The 17,945-nt window shown below is 73.8% G+C and carries 12 protein-coding genes, 1 pseudogene and 1 CRISPR repeat array; of the genes and pseudogenes, 7 read left to right on the top strand and 6 right to left on the bottom strand.

The window, feature by feature from the left end; genetic code table 11:
• The 3 genes and pseudogenes from FH609_RS27810 to FH609_RS27800 form a co-directional block, all read left to right on the top strand.
• Positions 1-132: pseudogene (locus FH609_RS27810) on the top strand (IS481 family transposase); the annotation flags it as partial.
• Between the two features lie 414 nt (positions 133-546).
• A complete protein-coding gene (locus tag FH609_RS27805) occupies positions 547-2,301 on the top strand; it encodes an MFS transporter (RefSeq protein ID WP_139673604.1) in 1,755 nt (584 codons plus the stop codon).
• A 102-nt stretch (positions 2,302-2,403) separates the two neighbouring features.
• The gene (locus FH609_RS27800) at positions 2,404-3,726 is read left to right on the top strand and encodes an NAD(P)/FAD-dependent oxidoreductase (protein WP_139673601.1); all 1,323 of its coding nucleotides are present in this window, start codon (positions 2,404-2,406) and stop codon (positions 3,724-3,726) included.
• A gap of 127 nt (positions 3,727-3,853) precedes the next feature.
• Here the strand turns inward: FH609_RS27800 and FH609_RS27795 are convergent, their stop codons facing one another.
• The 3 genes from FH609_RS27795 to FH609_RS27785 all read right to left on the bottom strand — a co-directional run bounded on the left by FH609_RS27795 (position 3,854) and on the right by FH609_RS27785 (position 8,280).
• Positions 3,854-5,953, bottom strand: a complete 2,100-nt coding sequence (locus FH609_RS27795; RefSeq protein WP_139673598.1) for a catalase — start codon at positions 5,951-5,953, stop codon at positions 3,854-3,856.
• Between the two features lie 243 nt (positions 5,954-6,196).
• The gene (locus FH609_RS27790; RefSeq protein ID WP_139673595.1) at positions 6,197-7,207 is read right to left on the bottom strand and encodes a glycosyltransferase family 9 protein; all 1,011 of its coding nucleotides are present in this window, start codon (positions 7,205-7,207) and stop codon (positions 6,197-6,199) included.
• A gap of 155 nt (positions 7,208-7,362) precedes the next feature.
• On the bottom strand, positions 7,363-8,280 hold the full coding sequence (locus FH609_RS27785; RefSeq protein WP_139673592.1) for a SigB/SigF/SigG family RNA polymerase sigma factor: 918 nt from the start codon (positions 8,278-8,280) through the stop codon (positions 7,363-7,365).
• Between the two features lie 306 nt (positions 8,281-8,586).
• Here FH609_RS27785 and FH609_RS27780 point away from each other — a divergent pair, with 306 nt between their 5' ends.
• Together FH609_RS27780 and ctaD are read left to right on the top strand one after the other, a co-directional pair.
• Positions 8,587-8,970: a DUF2267 domain-containing protein gene (locus tag FH609_RS27780; protein ID WP_139673590.1), complete on the top strand. Its 384-nt coding sequence runs from the start codon at positions 8,587-8,589 to the stop codon at positions 8,968-8,970.
• Between the two features lie 153 nt (positions 8,971-9,123).
• On the top strand, positions 9,124-10,836 hold the full coding sequence (gene ctaD / locus FH609_RS27775) for a cytochrome c oxidase subunit I (RefSeq protein WP_139673587.1): 1,713 nt from the start codon (positions 9,124-9,126) through the stop codon (positions 10,834-10,836).
• 25 nt (positions 10,837-10,861) lie between these two features.
• On the opposite strand, the gene FH609_RS27770 is transcribed toward ctaD, so the two are convergent.
• On the bottom strand, positions 10,862-11,665 hold the full coding sequence (locus tag FH609_RS27770) for an SDR family oxidoreductase (protein WP_139673584.1): 804 nt from the start codon (positions 11,663-11,665) through the stop codon (positions 10,862-10,864).
• Between the two features lie 170 nt (positions 11,666-11,835).
• Here FH609_RS27770 and FH609_RS31280 point away from each other — a divergent pair, with 170 nt between their 5' ends.
• A complete protein-coding gene (locus FH609_RS31280) occupies positions 11,836-11,997 on the top strand; it encodes a hypothetical protein (RefSeq protein ID WP_193318083.1) in 162 nt (53 codons plus the stop codon).
• A gap of 254 nt (positions 11,998-12,251) precedes the next feature.
• A CRISPR array of direct repeats spans positions 12,252-12,709; the repeat unit is 30 nt; unit sequence CTGCTCCCCGCCCGCGCGGGGATGGTCCCC.
• A 164-nt stretch (positions 12,710-12,873) separates the two neighbouring features.
• On the opposite strand, the gene FH609_RS27765 is transcribed toward FH609_RS31280, so the two are convergent.
• Together FH609_RS27765 and FH609_RS27760 are read right to left on the bottom strand one after the other, a co-directional pair.
• The gene (locus tag FH609_RS27765; protein ID WP_139673581.1) at positions 12,874-13,884 is read right to left on the bottom strand and encodes a hemolysin family protein; all 1,011 of its coding nucleotides are present in this window, start codon (positions 13,882-13,884) and stop codon (positions 12,874-12,876) included.
• Positions 13,881-15,203, bottom strand: coding sequence for a hemolysin family protein (locus FH609_RS27760; RefSeq protein ID WP_139673578.1), 1,323 nt, complete (start codon positions 15,201-15,203; stop codon positions 13,881-13,883). Before FH609_RS27760 ends, FH609_RS27765 begins: the two co-directional genes overlap by 4 nt.
• Before the next feature lie 143 nt (positions 15,204-15,346).
• On the opposite strand from FH609_RS27760, the gene FH609_RS27755 reads away from it, so the two are divergent.
• Positions 15,347-17,419: a glycoside hydrolase family 31 protein gene (locus FH609_RS27755; RefSeq protein ID WP_139673575.1), complete on the top strand. Its 2,073-nt coding sequence runs from the start codon at positions 15,347-15,349 to the stop codon at positions 17,417-17,419.
• The last annotated feature ends 526 nt before the right edge of the window (positions 17,420-17,945 follow it).

Genomic DNA, 17,945 nt, shown 5'->3' with positions numbered 1-17,945 from the left:
ACCACCAACACCGAACGAACCGCCGCACTGACCGACTACCTCCACACCTACAACTACCATCGCTCCCACACCGCACTCGGAGGCCAACCACCCATCAGCCGCGTAAACAACCCTGCAGGCCAATACATCTAGGCCCGGCGTCGTGGTCCGCGCCAGAGCCCCAACCCCCGTGACGCGCTTCGGTGACGGACAGCGACCAGTCGGGCTGCCCCGCACCGGCCACCGGCCCGCAGGCAAACCCCGCACCCACCCCTACTCCGTCCCGTTCACCCCTCGCTGACCCACGGAGATCCAAAGGGCAGCCCCAGATGCCGTGGGCGCACCCGTCCGCCCGGCCCTCGGCGCCCCCTTCCCGCGCGCCCGTCCGGGCGCGCGGGCCGCCCGGGGACCGTGATCGGGCCAACAGCACTGCCCGTCGATATAAGTGTATTATGCATGTAGTCGCGTGACGTGGCGGCCCCCCGACCGCCCCACGCCGGAACCCCCCACACCACCGTTCACAGAGAACCGTTCGCAGAGAACACCGTTCAGACGGGAGCAACCCCCATGCCCAGTCAGGCCGCAGCTGTCCCGGCGGCCAGCCCGTTCGCTCAGCCAAAGGCGGTCTTCGCCGTCGCCTTCGCCTGTGTGGTGTCCTTCATGGGCATCGGACTGGTGGACCCCATCCTCCCCGCCATCTCGGAGGACCTGGATGCCACGCCCAGCCAGGTCACCCTCCTCTTCACCAGCTACCTCGTGGTCACCGCCGTCGCGATGCTGATCACCGGCTGGGTCTCCAGCCGGCTCGGCGCCAAGCGCACGCTGCTGCTCGGGCTCGCCATCGTCGTCGTGTTCAGCGCGCTCGCCGGCGCTTCCGGCAGCATCGGCGGGATCGTCGGGTTCCGCGCCGGCTGGGGCGTGGGCAACGCCCTCTTCATCGCCACCTCCCTCGCCGTGATCATCGCCTCGGCCAGCGGCGGCTTCGTCGGCGCCATCGTGCTCTACGAGACCGCGCTCGGCCTCGGCATCGCCGTCGGGCCGCTGCTGGGCGGGCTGTTGGGCGAGGTCAGCTGGCGCGGCCCCTTCTTCGGCGTCGCCGTGCTGATGGCCATCGCCATGCTCGCCACCTGGGTGCTCGTCCAGCCCGACGAGCCCAGGCCCGATGAATCCAGGCTCGGCAGCCCCGGCGGGCCCGCGCCGGAACGGACCCGGCTGAGCGAGCCGCTGCGCGCGCTGCGCCACCGGGGCCTGCTCACCATGTCCCTGACCGCCCTCTGCTACAACTGGGCGTTCTTCACGGTCCTCGGCTACGCCCCGTTCCCCATGGGCCTCGGCGCGATCCAGCTCGGCCTGGTCTTCACCGGCTGGGGCCTGATGGTCGCGTTCTTCTCCGTCTTCGGCGCGCCCTGGCTGCAACGACGGTTGGGCATCGCGCGCACCCTCTACGGCAACCTCACGCTCTTCGCGCTGGTGGTGCTCGTGATCGCGGTGTGGACGGAGCACAACCCGGTGCTGATCACCGCCGTGATCGTGGCCGGCGTCTTCATCGGGGTCAACAACACCGTGACCACCCAGGCGGTGATGACGGTCTCGCCCGTTCCCCGGCCGGTGGCCTCGGCCGCCTACGGCTTCGTCCGGTTCATCGGCGGCGGGCTCGCGCCCTATGTCGCTGGCAAGCTGGTCGAGGCGAGCAATGTGCATGTCCCGTTCTATGTGGCCGCCGGCGCGCTGCTGTTGGGGCTCGGCATCCTCGCCACCGCGCACCGGCTGCTGGGCGAGGCGGAGCGCGCCCAGGCCGCCGAGGCCGCGCACGCGCCGGCGGAGCCGGCCGAGCCGGCCGCGCTGATCCCGGCCGCCGGCGACCAGCCGGCGACGGTCGACGCGGTGATCGCCGCGATCGGCGCCGGCCCCGAGGCGGAGGCCGTGGCGGCCGCCGCCGCGCGGCTGGCCCGGGCGGACGGGCGACCCGTCGAGGTCGTGCACGTGCGGGAGTACGCCGTCAGCGGCCAGGGCACGGCCGAGGCCGAGTCCCTGGACGCCGCGCTGGCCACCGTGCGGGAGCAGGTCAGGCAACTGAACGCGGCGGGCGTGCCCGCCGTCGGCCATGTGCTGCCCGCCGCCCTGGGCCACGGCGCCGCCGGCCGGCTGCTGGCCGAGCACGCCCGGGCGGTCGGCGCGCGGGCCATGGTGATCGGCGCGCCCCGGCACGGCGGGCTGCCGGCGCTGATGGACGCCAGCGCCAGCGGGGAACTCCTTCGCCGCCTGCCCTGCGACCTGGTGATCGTCAACGGGCACGAGCGGGAGCCGCTGCCGGCCGGCTGACCGGGCTCCGGGGATCGAACGGGCCCCGCCGGCCGGCATGGGGTGCCGGCCGGCGGGGTACTCGGCGGCGGCAGAACCGTCGGCGCCCCCTGGAGGTGGAGCATGAGCCGGACTCGTGTGGTGATCGTCGGAGCGGGGTTCGCCGGCTACCGGGCCGCCCGCATCCTCAACCGGACCGCACGGCGGCGCGTCGAGGTGGTGCTGCTCAACCCCACCGACTACTTCCTCTACCTCCCGCTGCTGCCCCAGGTGGCCGCCGGCATCCTGGAGCCGCGACGGGTCAGCGTCTCGCTCACCGGCACCCTGCCGCACACCCGGCTGGTGCTGGGCGAGGCGAACCGGGTCGATCTGGAGCGCCGCACCGTGCACTACTGCGACCCGGAGGACCGGCCGGGCGAGTTGGAGTACGACGTGCTGATCCTGTCCGTCGGCAGCGTCAACCGGCTGCTGCCGATCCCGGGCGTTGCCGAGCACGCGCACGGCTTCCGGGGCCTGCCGGAGGCGCTCTACCTGCGCGACCACGTGGTGCGCCAGCTGGAGATGGCCGCCCACGAGCCCGACCCCGAGGAGCGGCGGGCCAGGGCCACGTTCGTGGTGGTCGGCGCCGGCTACACCGGCACCGAGGTCGCCGCGCAGGGCGCGATGTTCGCCGACGCCGTGATGCGCACCGAGAACGCGGGGGAGTGGGTCAAGCCCCGCTGGATGCTGCTGGACATCGCCGACCGGGTCCTGCCCGAACTGGACGAACGGCTCAGCCAGACCGCGGACCGGGTGCTGCGCCGGCGGGGCGTGGACGTGCGCACCGGGATGTCCGTGAAGGAGGCCACCCGGGACGGGGTGCTGCTGGACGACGGCGAGTTCGTGCCGTCCCGGACGCTGGTCTGGTGCGTCGGGGTGCGGCCCGATCCGCTCGTGGCCGACCTGGGCCTGGACACCGAACGCGGCCGGCTGACCGTGGACAGCTACCTCAACGTGCCAGGACACCCCGAGGTGTTCGCGGCCGGCGACGCGGCGGCGGTGCCTGACCTGACCCGGCCCGGGCAGTTCACCCCGATGACCGCCCAACACGCCTGGCGGCAGGGGAAGACGGCGGCCCGCAACGTCTCGGCCCTGCTGGGGCTGGCCGAGCGCCGCCCCTACGAGCACCACGACCTGGGCTTCGCCGTCGACCTGGGCGGGCTCCAGGGCGCGGCCAACCCGCTGGGCGCCTCGCTCTCCGGACCGCTGGCCGGCGCGGTGACCCGGGGCTACCACCTGATGTCGATGCCGGGCAACCGGGTCCGGGTGAGCGCGGACTGGCTGCTGGAGGCGGTGCAGCCACGGCAGGCCGTGCAGTTGGGCATGGTCCGCTCCGGATCGGTGCCCCTGGACACCGCGTCGCCGGAGCTGGCCCGGGTCTTCCGCGCCGACCGCCCGCAGCCGTAGCCAGACCGGCAGTTGGTGGCCCGGCGGTGCCGGCGACGGTGGCCCGGCGGTGAACGCCCCGCCGGGCCACCGGCGTTGTCGCGTCGAAACGGCCCCGGCCGCGCCGAGCGGGCCCGGCCGGGGTCGGTCAGGCCGGCACCCGGTCGGAGTCCCGTTCCCAGACGCGGTGTTGGGCGATCACATCGGCGAACGCCGGCAGCACCGACCCCGGGTCGGTGCCGGTGACGACGCCCAGGTTGTCCACGGCCGGCTCGCCCTCGTCGGCCAACCGGATGCCGGGCAGGCCGAGTTCGCGCAGCAGCCCGATGCCGGAGCCCAGCGCGGCGATCGCCTTGCCGTGCTTGAACGCCTGCGCCACATAGCGCAACGCCAGCCCGTCGCGGCTGAGTTCGAGGGTGCTGGCCTCGCCGCCCGGGACGCACACCGCGTCGTAGAGGACGGAGGACATGGTGGCCATCGCCCGGTCCACCCGCACCGTTCCGCCCTCGGCCGAGGCCACCTCGCCGTCGTGCGCGGCCAGCACTTCGGGCACCGCGCCGCCGCCGGCCAGGGCCTCCCGGACGGCCGTCACCTCGGTGCCCGAGACGCCGTCGGCGACCAGGATCGCGACCTTGCGGGTCGCGATGGAGCCGGGCTGGCCGACGGCCATGGACAGGGCAGGCGAGGTGCGTCCCGGGTTCTCGGCGACGGCCTCCGCCGGCGGGTTCACGCCGATCCCGGTGGCGACGGCGACCGCCAACTCGTGGTCGATGTGGTTCAGTTGCTCGACGGTGCGGGCCCGCACCTCGGGCGCGTTCACCTTGCCCAGCTCGAAGCGGAACGCCGCCACGATGTGCGCCTTCTCCCAGGGCGCCATGCTGTTCCAGAACAGCTGCGGCTGGCTGTAGTGGTCGTCGAAGCTGGGGCTGCGGCGGCGGATCTTCTCGCCGTCCACCCGCACCTGGGAGTGCCGGTAGGCGCCGGAGTCCCAGTCCGAGAGCGCGGGGCAGCCGCCGCCCAGGCTGTTGGGGGAGTAGGCCGTCTGCCCCGGGTGGATGCGGTGTTGGCCGTAGCCGTCGCGGTGGTTGTTGCGCACGGTCGCCAACGGCCGGTTCACCGGCAGCTGTTGGAAGTTCGGCCCGCCGAGCCGGATCAACTGGGTGTCCAGATAGGAGAAGTTGCGGCCTTGGAGCAGCGGGTCGTTGGTGAAGTCGATGCCCGGCACCACATGCGCGGTGTGGAAGGCGACCTGCTCGGTCTCGGCGAAGAAGTTCTCCGGGTTGCGGTCCAGCGTCATCCGGCCGATCGGCCGCAGCGGGACGACCTCCTCCGGGATGATCTTGGTGGGGTCCAACAGGTCGAAGTCGAAGGCGAACTCGTCGTCCTCCGGCACGAGTTGGACCGACAGCTCGAACTCGGGGAAGGCGCCCGACTCGATCGCGTCCCACAGGTCCCTGCGGTTGAAGTCCGGGTCGGCGCCGGCGATCTGCTGGCACTCGTCCCACACCAGCGAGTGGGTGCCCAGCAGCGGCCGCCAGTGGAACTTCACGAAGGTGCCCCGGCCCTCCGCGTTGACGAAGCGGAAGGTGTGCACGCCGAAGCCCTGCATCATCCGGTAGCTGCGCGGCAGCGCGCGGTCGGACATCAGCCACATCACGGTGTGCAGGGTCTCCGGCTGGAGCGAGACGAAGTCCCAGAGCGTGTCGTGCGCCGAGGCGGCCTGCGGGATCTCGTTGTCCGGCTCCGGCTTCACCGCGTGCACGAAGTCCGGGAACTTGATCGCGTCCTGAACGAAGAAGACCGGGAAGTTATTGCCGACCAGATCGTAGTTGCCCTCACGGGTATAGAACTTGGTGGCGAAGCCCCTGACGTCGCGCACCGTGTCCGCCGAGCCGCGCGAGCCCGCCACCGTGGAGAACCGCACGAAGACCGGCGTGGCCCGGTCGGGGTCCTGGAGGAAGTCGGCCCTGGTGTACTCGGCCAGCGACTCGTACGGCCGGAAGTGGCCGTAGGCGCCGGCGCCCCGGGCGTGCACCACCCGCTCCGGGATGCGCTCGTGGTCGAAACGGGTCAGCTTCTCCCGGAAGTGGAAGTCCTCCAGCAGGGTGGGCCCGCGCTCGCCGGCCTTGAGCGAGTTGTCGGTGTCCTCGACCCGGGTGCCGAAGTCGGTGGACAGCGGCCCGTCCTCGGGCCGGTCGCGCAGCGGGTCCAACTGCCGCTGTTTGTCCAGTTGTTCCTCGTCGGGCATCGGCTCTCCTCACGGTGGGGGCGGCGGCGCGCCCACGGCTGGGGGCGGCGCCGGGTGTGGCGCCGCCCGCTGCGCGCGGGCCGGGCCAGGGGGAAACGCCGGCGCCGCGCGTGCGCGCCGGGTGCCCACGCCGGCGCGCGACAAACGCCCGCACACCGGTGGTTTTCGGCCGCCCGGGCCGGGTACCCGTCGGGGTCGGCCGCTGGCCCGTTCGGCCGGGGGCCGGGGCGAGCGCACGTTCGCTCAGCGGGTCAACGTCCGCCCCCGCGCCGCGCCCTGCCCGGTCAGCGCGTCCACCGCGACCAGCAGCTCCGCCTCGCCGATCGCGTCCAGGCTGTCCGCCGCCGCGTCCCCCAGCCGCAGGTGCGGCACCCGGTAGGGCAGCAGCCGGTCCACGCCCAGACACGGCGGCAGCAGACACACCACCGGTGTGCGCACCGCCGCCGCCAGATGGGCCGGCCCGGTCGCCCCCGACACCAGCGCGCCGGCCCCGGCCAGCACCCCGGCGAGCCGGGGCAGCCCGGTCAACCCGCCCAGGTCCAGCGCCCGCCGCCCCGCCACCCGCCGGGTCAGCGCCCGTTCGTCCGCGCCCCCGGTCACCACCACCCGGTGCCCGGCGTCCGCCAGCGCGGCCACCGCCCGCTCGGCCCGCGCCGGCGTCCAGGAGCGGTCGGCGACCCGGCCGCCGGGATGCACCACCAGATAGGGCCCGTCGCCGGTCAGCTCGCGCGCCGGCTCGTGCCCGGTGACGGCCAGCGCCCCGTCGTCGCCCGGCGGCGCGGGGAAGCCGGCCGCCTCGGCCAGGTCGAGCGCGGCCTCCGCCTCGTGCCGCCGCTCGGCCCTGCGGTGCCGCAGCTGGAGCAGCGATCCGGGCCAGTGCTCGCAGTCGGCCGCCACCCACGGCACCCCGGACATCTTCAGCAGCAGCGCCGCCGGCAGCGGGCTCTGCCCGTGCGAGGCGAAGACCAGCGCCCGCTCGAAGCGGCGCGCCGCCAGCCGTTCCACCAGCTCGTTCACCGTGGAGCGGCGCACCGCCGGCGGGGAGATCGACACCCAGGGCGCGTCGTAGACCAACACCTCGTCGACGCCCGGCAGCAGCCGGCCGGCGGCCGCGCCGCGCGGCCCACACAGCAGCGTGGTCGAGGCCGAGCCGGCGGCCACCGCCCGGACGGCGGGGCCGGCCAGCAGCACGTCGCCCGCGCCGTCGAGGCGCACGACCAGGGTGCGGGGAGGGGTGCGGGGAGGTCGGCTCATGGCCGGCCGAGTTGCCCGATCCGGCCGGCCCAAACGGCGGCGCGCGCGCCGGCGCGCGGGCCCGTCACGCGCCCGCGCGCACGACACCGGCGGCCGACCGCCCCCACAACGGGGGCGACCGGCCACCGGCCGACGGTCTCACGGGCCCGGGCGGGCTACTCCTGGCGCACCTCGACGGTCCCGCGCGCGTTGACGGTCTCGCGCGCCTCGACGGCGCCGCGCGCCTCGACGGTCTCGCGCGCCCGTCGGCGCCCGGCGCCCGCCGGCGCACCCGCCGGCTCGACCCCGTCGATCTGGGCGCGCACCCGCTCGCACGCGCGGTTCAGCAGCCGCGACACATGCATCTGCGAGATGCCCAGCTTGGCCGCGATGCGGCTCTGCGTCATGCCGTGGAAGTACCGCAGATAGAGGATGTGCCGCTCCCGCTCCGGCAGCGAGCGCAGCGGGTGCCGCACCGCCTCCCGGTCCACCACCCGGTCGAAGCCGGGCTCCACGGTGCCCAGGGTGTCCAGCAGCGAGTAGTCGCCGTCCGCGCCCGGCAGTTCGGCGTTCAACGACAGCGTGCTGTAGCTGTCCAGCGCCTCAAGCCCGGTCCTGACCTCGTCCTCGGTCAGCCCGCTGTGTTCGGCCAGCTGCGCCACGCTCGGCCCCCGGTCGTCCAGCCGGAAGCTGAGCTGCCGCGCCGAGGCCCGCACCCGGTTCCGCAGCTCCTGCGTCCGCCGGGGCACGTGCAGGCCCCACATGTGGTCCCGGAAGTGGCGCTTGACCTCGCCCACGATGGTGGGCACGGCATAGCTCTCGAACGGGCGCCCCCGGCTCGGGTCGTAGCGGTGCACCGCCTTGACCAGGCCGAGCGCCGCCACCTGCTCCAGATCCTCCAGGGCCTCGCCCCGGTCCCTGAAGGTCCGGGCCAGCCGGTCCGCCATGGGAATCCAGGCGCAGATGACATCCCGGTACAACGCCTCGCGCTCCGGGCAGTTCGGCAGTTCCGCGATCCGTTGGAACTGCCGGCTGGTGTCCGGCGCGTCGTCGTGCGGATGTCGTTTCTTACGGGGACGTGCTGGCGTATTCATTCCTTGCTCTCCCAGGTGAGGGTGGGCGTGCGATTCCGCGCTGAACTCGCCACGGGAAGAGACCGCTGTTCCTCAGTCTGCACGGGATGTCGCCGCGCCACATCTCGGGAGGGAACGGGCGGGAGCGGAGCCGGTGAGGCCGGTGAAAAAGGCGTCGCGGAAAGCGGGCCGGCGACGGTTATCCCGGCCCGAGGCTGGTTACCCGCCCGGCGGGGAGAGCCCCCGAGAAGTCTCCCGAGCAGTCTCCCGGGAAGAGCCCCGAGAAGACGCGTGACAAGGATCTTCCGAAACGGAAAGGAGCGTGCCATGACCTATGGCACCTTCATGGCCACCGTGCGGGAACGCGGCGAGTACGCCGCCGACGAGGCCGAGCAGGTCGTGCGGGCCGTGATCGGCACCCTCGGCGAACGCCTTCCGCCGACCTCGGCCGAGCACCTCGCCGACCAACTGCCCACCCCGCTGGCCGACATCGTCGACCAGTCCGATGGCCCGGCCCGCACCTGGGGCGTCTCCGAGTTCATCAACCAGGTCGCCGAGCACACCGAGCAGGACGAGATCGCCGCCGAGGAGGACACCCGGATCGTGTTCTCCGTGCTCGCCGACCAGATCACCGGCGGCGAGATGAACAAGCTGATCAGCCAGCTGCCCTCCGGCTACGCCGAACTCTTCGGCCACGGCGAACTCAGCTGAGCCCGGCCGCCGAGCCCGGCCCAGCCCGGAGCCCCGGCCCAGCCGGGAGCGCGCCGCCCGGACGCGCGCAGCGCCCACTGACGGCCCAAACCCGCCACGCCATGGACGCCGGCCAGTAGAACGGGGGCCGCGACCGCCCCAGGGAAGGCAACCATGGCGACACTGGCACCACCGAGGCCACCGGCCCCGGCCGAGCAGCCGGGGCCCGCGCCGGGCCGCGCCCTGGTGGGCTGGCTGACCACCACCGACCACAAGCGGATCGGCGTGCTCTACCTGACCACGTCCTTCGCGTTCTTCCTGCTGGCCGGCGCGCTCGCCCTGCTGATGCGCGCCGAACTGGCCCGCCCCGGGCTCCAGTTGCTCAGCGCCGAGCAGTACAACCAGGCGTTCACCCTGCACGGCACGGTGATGATGCTGCTGTTCGCGACGCCGCTCTTCATCGGCTTCGGCAACGTGGTGGTGCCGCTGCAACTCGGCGCGCCCGACGTGGCGTTCCCCCGGATGAACGCGCTCGCCTACTGGCTCTTCCTGTTCGGCGGGCTGATGGTCGTCGGCTCGCTGCTCACCCCGGAGGGGCCGGCCGCGTTCGGCTGGTTCGCCTACGCGCCGCTCAACAGCGCCGTCTACTCGCCGGGCATCGGACCCGACCTGTGGGTGATGGGCCTGGCGCTCTCCGGCTTCGGCACCATCATGGCGGCCGTCAACTTCATCACCACGATCATCTGTATGCGCGCGCCGGGCATGACCATGTTCCGGATGCCGATCTTCACCTGGAACGTGCTGCTGACCAGCGTGTTGGTGCTGCTGGCCTTCCCGGTGCTGGCCGCGACGCTGTTCGCGCTGGCCTCCGACCGGCTCTTCGGCTCCCACATCTTCGACGCGGCCAACGGGGGAGCGCTGCTGTGGCAGCACCTCTTCTGGTTCTTCGGCCACCCCGAGGTGTACATCATCGCGCTGCCGTTCTTCGGCATCGTCTCGGAGATCATCCCGGTCTTCAGCCGCAAGCCGATCTTCGGCTACCTCGGGCTCATCGCGGCGACCGTGGCCATCACCGGCCTCTCGGCGGTGGTGTGGGCGCATCACATGTTCGCCACCGGCGCGGTGTTGCTGCCGTTTTTCGCGCTGCTGTCCTTTCTGATCGCGGTGCCGACGGGCGTCAAGTTCTTCAACTGGATCGGCACCATGATGAAGGGCTCCCTCTCCTTCGAGGCGCCGATGCTGTGGTGCGTGGGATTTCTGGTGACATTCCTCTTCGGCGGCCTCACCGGCGTGATCCTGGCCTCGCCGCCGCTCGACTTCCAGGTCACCGACAGCTATTTCGTGGTCGGCCACTTCCACTATGTCGTGTTCGGTACCGTGGTCTTCGCGATGTTCGCCGGATTCCACTTCTGGTGGCCGAAGATGACGGGCAGAATGCTCGACGAACGGCTCGGCAGAATCCACTTCTGGACACTCTTCGTCGGATTCCACGCGACCTTCCTGGTGCACCACTGGCTGGGCGCCCAGGGAATGCCGCGCCGCTACGCCGACTATCTGGCCGCCGACGGGTTCACGGGGCTCAACATGCTCTCCTCCGTCGGCGCCTTCCTGCTGGGCCTGTCCACGCTGCCGTTCCTCTACAACGTGTGGCGCACCGGGCGGGGCGCGCGCACGGTCACCGTCGACGACCCCTGGGGCTTCGGCCGCTCCCTGGAGTGGGCGACCTCCTGCCCGCCGCCCCGCCACAACTTCCTCACGCTGCCCCGCGTCCGGTCCGAGTCGCCCGCCTTCGACCTACACCACCCGGCCATCGTCCGCGCCGACCAGGCCCGGCAGTCCGGCGGCCGGCGGGACGTGCTGGAGGTGCCGGGTCAGGGCCCCGACTGAGCGCGAACAGCGCCGGGTTGGCGGTTCAGGGGTGACGCCAGTGGTCGTCGGGCAGCGCGGAGGCGCCCACCGGGCCCATCCGCAGCATCCCGCCGTCCACCGGCCAGGACGCGCCCGTCACATAGCCGGCCCGGTCGCTGGCGAGGAACGCGATCACCTCGGCGACCTCCCGGGCGTCGCCGGGCCGCCGCAGCGGGATGCCGGGGCGTTCCAGGGTGTGCACGTCCACGTCCACATAGCCGTTCATCGGGGTGGCGATCTCGCCCGGCGCCACCGCGTTCACCCGAATCCCGTGCTCGGCCAGCTCCAGCGCCATCACCGAGGTCAGCAGCCCGAGGCCGCCCTTGGAGGCGCAGTAGTGCGCGGTGCCGACCCGGGGCTGGTGCTCGTGGACGCTGGTGACGTTGACGATCGCCCCGCCCTCGCCGCGCGCGATCATCCGCCGCGCGGCGCGCTGGGACAGCAGCATCGGGCCGAGCAGGTTGACGTTCAACACCCGCTGCATGTCGGACAGTTCGATGTCCACGAACGGCCGGTTGCCGCCGGTGCCCGCGTTGTTGACCAGGATGTCGATCCGGCCGAACCGGTCCACGAGCCCGTCGACCAGCTCGGCCGCCTCCTCGGGCTGCCGCAGGTCGATCTCGACGGTCTCCGCCCGGCGGCCGGCCGCCCGCACCTCGGCCGCCGTCGCCTCCGCGCCGGCCGCGTCCCCCAACCAGGCGATCCCGACGTCCACGCCCTGCCGCGCCAGGGCGACGGCCGTGGCCCGGCCGATACCCGAGTTCGCCCCCGTGACCACGGCCACCCGGTCCATTGCTTGGGTCATCATGCTCTCCCGACGTTCCGTGTTGCTCGGCCGCGCACGAGCTGGCTGACCGCGCGCGTTCGCCCCCTACCCTCGCGCAGGCGCCGCGAGCGCGGCGCGCGGGGTCGCCGGACGGCGCGCGGCGCGGCCGCGCGCCGGGGTTTACGCCCGGCGGGCGGGGATACTCGCGCGCCATGAGTGATCAGCTGCCCTCACAGGCCGAGGGGGAGCGGGACCCGGATCTGCCCGACGGTGCGAACCCGGACGACGAGCTGGAACGCAGCGGCCACGAGCATCCCCGGCAGACGCCCTCGCAGGCCGAGGGCGAACGGATGGACGACCGCGACGACGAATAGCCCCGGGCGAACGCGTTTCGCCCGGGGCAGCGGGCGGGGGCGCGCGCCGCGCGCCGGCCCGGCGGGCTGTCGCGCACGACGGCCTGCGCCCGGCCACGGCTACGCTGAGGCTTCTCGGGCGGCGCGGCGCCGCCTGGTAAGGGGGAGACATCGGTGAGCCGTCACGAAGCAGCGACCACTCGGCCTTGTCGGGCCCCAAAGGTAAAGTTGAGTAAAATCCGCCCCCACCCCCGATAAACCTGCAGCTCACGAACCTGCTCCCCGCCCGCGCGGGGATGGTCCTGGCGCCGATCAGGCCGGCGTTGATGCCGATCGCTGCTCCCCGCCCGCGCGGGGATGGTCCCCGGCGGTCGGAGCGGCGCCGTTCGTCGGCGGCCTGCTCCCCGCCCGCGCGGGGATGGTCCCCCGAACGGCCAGTACGGATTCATCCCCGAGCTCTGCTCCCCGCCCGCGCGGGGATGGTCCCCGGATTCCTCGGTCCCCCCACGTTTGGAACGGCTGCTCCCCGCCCGCGCGGGGATGGTCCCCAGGCCACCAACACCCTCGCTTGGCTGATCCCCTGCCCCCCGCCCGCGCGGGGATGGTCCCTCTCCAGTGCCGCCGCGCTCGTACAGCTGCCACCTGCTCCCCGCCCGCGCGGGGATGGTCCCAACGCCTCGCCACCGTCCTCTTGGACGACGTGCTGCTCCCCGCCCGGGCGGGGATGTTCCCGGCACCCGGACCGCGTCCCAGTAGACCCCGGCCCTGCTCCCCGCCCGCGCGGGATACCCCGTCCCCCCGGCCCCTCGCCAGGCCGGCGGGGCCGCCGCCCCCGCCCGGGGCCCCCTGGGCCCCGGGCTCCCGGGGCGCCCCGCCAGGGGGCACCCCGGGCTCCGGTCAGCCGACCAGCTCTGCCAGGACATCCTCCATCGTCACGAACCCGAGCAGCGTGCCGCGTTCGTTGACCACCGACGCCAGGTGGGTCTCCGCCGCGCGCATCGCCGTCAGGACGTCGTCGAGTCGGGTGTCGAGCCGCACCTGCACCACCGGGTGCAGCGCGCGGCGCGGGAACGGGCGGTCCCGGTCGCGGTCGTTCGCCGCCAGCGCGTCCTTCACATGGAGGAAGCCCAACACCGTGCGCCCGGGCCCGGTCACCGGCATCCGCGAGTAACCCGAGGCCGCCGACGCCCGTTCCAGCAGGCGGGGCGTCACCCGGTGCCCCACGGTCACCATCCGGCCCGTCGGCACCATGATCTCCGTGACGGTCCTGCTGCCCAACTCCAGCGCGTCCCGCAGCCGTTCGCTCTCCTCGGCGGCCAGCAGCCCGGCCGCGTTGGAGTCAGCCACCATCTCCGCCAGCTCCATCTCCGTGAAGACCGACGTCACCTCGTCCCTCGGCTCCACCCGCAGCAGCCGCAGCAGCAGGTTCGCGAACGAGTTGATCCCGAAGATCACCGGCCGCAGCGCCCGGGTCAGCGCCACCAGCGCCGGGCCCAGTAGCAGGGCCGTCCGCTCCGGCGCGGCCAGCGCGATGTTCTTCGGCACCATCTCGCCGAACAGCATGTGCGCGTACGTCGCGACGCACAGCGCGATCGCGAACGAGATCGGGCGCACCAGCCCGTGCGGCACCCCGACCAGTTCGAAGACCGGCTCCAGCAGGTGCTCCATCGCCGGCTCCGCGACCGCGCCCAGCACCAGCGACATCGCGGTGATCCCCAGCTGCGCGGTGGCCATCATGGCCGACAGGTGCCGCAGCGCCCACAGCACCGTCGGCGCGCCCCGTTCGCCCGCCTCCGCGCGTGGCTCGATCTGGTCCCTGCGGACCGAGATCAGGGCGAACTCGGCGCCCACGAAGAACGCGTTGACCAGGATCGACAGCGCGCCCAGCGTCAGTTGGAAGACGGTCATCGCGGCTCACCGCCCGCCGGCCGCGCCGCGTCCTCTGGCGCGTTGATCGCCACCCGTTCCGCCCGGTGCCTGGCCGTCAGCAGCACCGTCAGCCGCCAGTCGCCGACCTCCACCGTGTCGCCGACCTCCGGAATCCGCGCCAGTTCGGTGGCGAGCAGCCCGGCGACCGTCTCGTAGGGGCCCTCCGGCACGGTCAGCCCGATCGCCGCCAGCTGGTCGAGGCGCGCGCTGCCGCCCGCCTCCCACCGCCGGGGCCCGGTCCGCGCCAGGTCGGGCGTCTCCGCCGGGTCGTGCTCGTCGCGGACCTCGCCGACGACCTCCTCCACGATGTCCTCCAACGTCACCACGCCCGCCGTTCCGCCGTACTCGTCCACGACCACGCCCAGCGAGCGCGTGCCGCGCAGCCGTTCCAGCAGCCGGTCCACCGGCAGGCTGTCCGGCACCAGGACGGCCTCCGTCAGCAGCTCCGTCACCGGCGTCTCGGCGCGCCGCCCGCGCTCGACGGCCAGCACGTCCTTGATGTGCACCGCGCCCACCACCTCGTCCAGGCCGCCCTCGAAGACCGGGAACCGCGACAGGCCCGTCTCCAACGTCAGCGCCGCCGCGTCGGCCGCCGTCGCCGTCGTCGGCAGCGCCCGCACCGCGACCCGGGGCGTCATCACGTTCTCCGCCGTCAGCTCCGCCAGGTGCAGGGTCCGCACGAACAGCTCAGCCGAGTCCCTGGGCAGCACCCCCTCGGCCGCCGAGTGCCGGGCCAGCGCCACCAGCTCCTGCGGGGTGCGGGCCGAGGCCAGCTCCTCCGTCGGCTCCATCCCGAAGGCCCGCACCAGCCGGTTGGCCATCTCGTTGAGATGCCGGATGAACGGGGCGAACGCCGCCGTGAACAGCCGCTGCGGCGCCGAGATGGCGCGGGCCACCGGCACCGGGCGGGAGATCGCCCAGTTCTTCGGCACCAGCTCGCCGACCACCATCAGCACCACCGTCGAGAGCGCCACGCCCAGCGCCACGGCGAGCGACGAGGCCAGCGAGGGCGACAGGCCGGTGTCCCGCAGCGGCCCGCGCAGCAGCGCGGCGACCGACGGCTCGGCCAGCATCCCGATGACCACCGAGGTCACCGTGATCCCCAGCTGCGCCCCGGAGAGCTGGAACGTCAGCTGCCGCACGGCCCGCACCGCGCCCGCCGCGCCCTTCTGCCCCTCGCGCGCCGCCCGTTCCAACTGCCCGCGCTCCACGGTGGTCAGGGAGAACTCGGCGGCGACAAAGACCGCGCAGGCCAGCGTCAGGGCCAGCGCCACGAACAACAGCACCACTTCCGTCACCGGGCCATCCTCTCCTCGTACCGTGCCGCACGGTCGGATGTTCCGCGTTTGCCCGCTCCGCGCCCGGGTACTCGGCGCGGCGCCCCCGGCGGCGCCCCCGGCGGGTCACGCGTGCGGGTCACACGCAGGGAGGAGCGGCCCCGATGAAGCAGGAGCACCACCCGGAGCACGACCACGGGACCGATCCCTATGTGGCGGCCGAGGTCTCGGCCGACGGCCGCGAGCTGCTGGTCACCCTGGGCTCGGGCCGCGTGGTGCGGCTGGTCGCGACCGTTCCCGTGCCCGGGGTGCTGCGGCTGCGCTCGGTCGGGCCGGGGCTCGACGAGGACGGCAGCCCGATGCTGCTGCCGCTGGAGGACCGGCCGGCGACCCTCACCAGGACGCCCGAAGGCGTGGACATCACCGGGCCCGAGGTCGCCGCCCACTGGGACGGCGGGGCGCCGGGCGAGGTGGTGCAGGGGCTGCGGTTCGGCGCGTTCGCCCGGTTCGCCCGACCCCGCGCCGAGACCGTGCCCTGCCTGGCCGGCTACCGACCGGCGACCGCCGAACGGCCGGCCGGCTGGGTGGAGACCGTCCATCTGGCGCCGGGCGCGGCCGTCTACGGCGGCGGCGAGAGCTACCAGGGCATCGACCTGCGCGGCCGCTACCGCCGGATGCGCAACACCGAGCAGAACCGGGACGGCGGCCGGGACTCCGCCTACCTCAACGTTCCCCTGCTGTGGTCCGACGCCGGCTGGGGCCTGTTCGCGCACACCGGGGCCCAGGTCGACGCCGACCTCGGCGCCACCCACTCGGAGGCCGCCTGCCTGCGGATCGACGGCGAGGACCTGGACCTGTTCCTGCTCTCCGGCGACGCGCCCACCATCCTGCGCCGCTACCTCGCGCTCACCGGCCGGCCCCGCACCCTGCCCGAGTGGGCGTTCGGCGTGTGGATGAGCCGCAGTTCCTACTTCACCGCCGACGAGGTGGTGGAGACCGTCGACGAACTCCGGCGCGCCGACTGCCCCGTTGACGTGGTGCACGTCGACGAGTGGCTCGACCAGTCCGTGCTGGACAACCCGTCCTGGTCGACCGAGGCCGACCGCGCCCGCTTCCCCGAGGGCTGGGCGAACCGGCTCGCCGAACGCGGCGTCCGGCTCAGCCTGTGGATCAACCCGTATGTGAAACGGGACGGGCCGCTCGGCGACGAACTCGCCGCCCGGGGCTACCTGGTGCGCGACGGCACCGGCAACCCGGCCTCCGTCGCCGACGACCCGGGGATCTGCGCCGTGGACTTCACCCACCCCGAGGCCCGCGAGTGGTGGTGCGAACGGCTGGCCACCACGCTGCGCACCGAGCACAACGCGGCGGTGCTCTCCGACTTCGGCGAGGAGATCCCCGACGACGCCGTTTTCGCCGACGGCCACCGGGGCGCCGACTGGCACAACACCTACGGGCTGATCTACCAGGACACCGTCCACGAGGCCGGCCGCCGGGCGCGGGCCGGCGACTTCGTCGCCATCTCCCGTTCGGGGACGGCCGGTTCGCAGCGCGACCCGGCGCACTGGGCCGGCGACCTGCCCTCCAGCTGGACCGGGCTGGTCTCCACGCTGCGCGCGGTGCTGTCCATGTCGCTCAGCGGCTGCTCGGTCGTCACCCACGACGCCGGCGGCTACTGGACCCCCGCGTCCTACCGCAGGGCGCGGGAGCTGCGCGCGACGATGACGCCGAACGCGGCGCACGCCGACGTGGACCCCGAGCTGTACGGGCGATGGGCGCAGTGGGCGGCGTTCTCCCCGCTGACCCGCTTCCACGGCTTCGGCCGCCGCGAACCGACCGCGTACGAGGGGCCGTTCGGGGAGGCGGCGGTGGCCGCGTGCCGGCTGCGGAGCCGGCTGCGGCGCTATGTCGCCGCCTCGTCGGAGCGCGGCGCGGCGGAGGGACTGCCGCTGATGCGGCCGATGCCGCTGGCGTACCCGGGCGACCGGAACGCGCGGGACGCGTGGGCGCAGTATCTCTTCGGCCCTGACGTGCTGGTCGCCCCGGTGCTGGAGCCGGGCGGCCACCGGCGGCTGTGGGTGCCGGAGGGCGAGTGGACCCCGCTGGTCGGCTGCCCGCCGCTGACCGGCCCCGGCTGGCACGAAGTGCGCTGCGCGGCTGACCAGTTCCCCGCCTTCGTCCGGGCGGACCTCGGCGTTGACACGGTGCTGGCCCGGGCGGGGGGCTCCGCCGGTTGACCGGGGGCCCGCCGGCCGCTGGCCGGCCTCGGGCCCGGGGCCGTTCGGGGCCGGGCGGCCCCTCCAGGGCCGGGGGTGTGGGTCCCGAGCCTCCCGACCCGAGGCCGGGGCCGGGGCCGGGGCGGCCGGAACGAACTCCGGTGCGGCGCAGGCCAGTTCTCGGGCGAGGGGCGCGCCCGGTTGGCCGTCCATGGCCCCGGCGTGGGCCCCGGAGCCGGGGCCGGCACGAACTCCGGCGTGGCGCAGGCCAGTTCCCGGGCGCGGGGATCGTGCGGCTGGTTGTCAACGGGCCCGGGGCGCGGTCGCCGTGGGGGAGTCGGCCGCAGGAGGAACGGCACGGGTGGCCACCGGCCGCCGACGGGCACACGGTGGAGTGAATGGCCCCGGGCGTGAGTCCGGTGACGAACCGGGGTGAACTTCGGTGTGATGCGGCGGAGTTACCCGGCACGGCACCGTGCGGCCGGTCGTCAACGGGGCCGAACATGAGCCCGATGTCGAGGCCGGTACGGACTCCGACACGGCGCCG

The sequence above is a fragment of the Streptomyces sp. 3MP-14 genome (genome assembly GCF_006334905.2).
Classification (GTDB): Bacteria; Actinomycetota; Actinomycetes; order Streptomycetales; family Streptomycetaceae; genus Streptomyces; species Streptomyces triticirhizae.
Note: the sequence above shows the minus strand (reverse complement) of the source record. Positions and strands in the feature narration are given on the sequence as shown.

Coding starts and splice junctions, on each gene's coding strand:
- ctaD (WP_139673587.1), top strand. CDS start 9,124: ATGGCGACACTGGCACCACCGAGGCCACCGGCCCCGGCCGAGCAGCCG.
- FH609_RS27755 (WP_139673575.1), top strand. CDS start 15,347: ATGAAGCAGGAGCACCACCCGGAGCACGACCACGGGACCGATCCCTAT.
- FH609_RS27780 (WP_139673590.1), top strand. CDS start 8,587: ATGACCTATGGCACCTTCATGGCCACCGTGCGGGAACGCGGCGAGTAC.
- FH609_RS27770 (WP_139673584.1), bottom strand. CDS start 11,665: ATGATGACCCAAGCAATGGACCGGGTGGCCGTGGTCACGGGGGCGAAC.
- FH609_RS27765 (WP_139673581.1), bottom strand. CDS start 13,884: ATGACCGTCTTCCAACTGACGCTGGGCGCGCTGTCGATCCTGGTCAAC.
- FH609_RS27800 (WP_139673601.1), top strand. CDS start 2,404: ATGAGCCGGACTCGTGTGGTGATCGTCGGAGCGGGGTTCGCCGGCTAC.
- FH609_RS27795 (WP_139673598.1), bottom strand. CDS start 5,953: ATGCCCGACGAGGAACAACTGGACAAACAGCGGCAGTTGGACCCGCTG.
- FH609_RS27805 (WP_139673604.1), top strand. CDS start 547: ATGCCCAGTCAGGCCGCAGCTGTCCCGGCGGCCAGCCCGTTCGCTCAG.
- FH609_RS31280 (WP_193318083.1), top strand. CDS start 11,836: ATGAGTGATCAGCTGCCCTCACAGGCCGAGGGGGAGCGGGACCCGGAT.
- FH609_RS27785 (WP_139673592.1), bottom strand. CDS start 8,280: ATGAATACGCCAGCACGTCCCCGTAAGAAACGACATCCGCACGACGAC.
- FH609_RS27790 (WP_139673595.1), bottom strand. CDS start 7,207: ATGAGCCGACCTCCCCGCACCCCTCCCCGCACCCTGGTCGTGCGCCTC.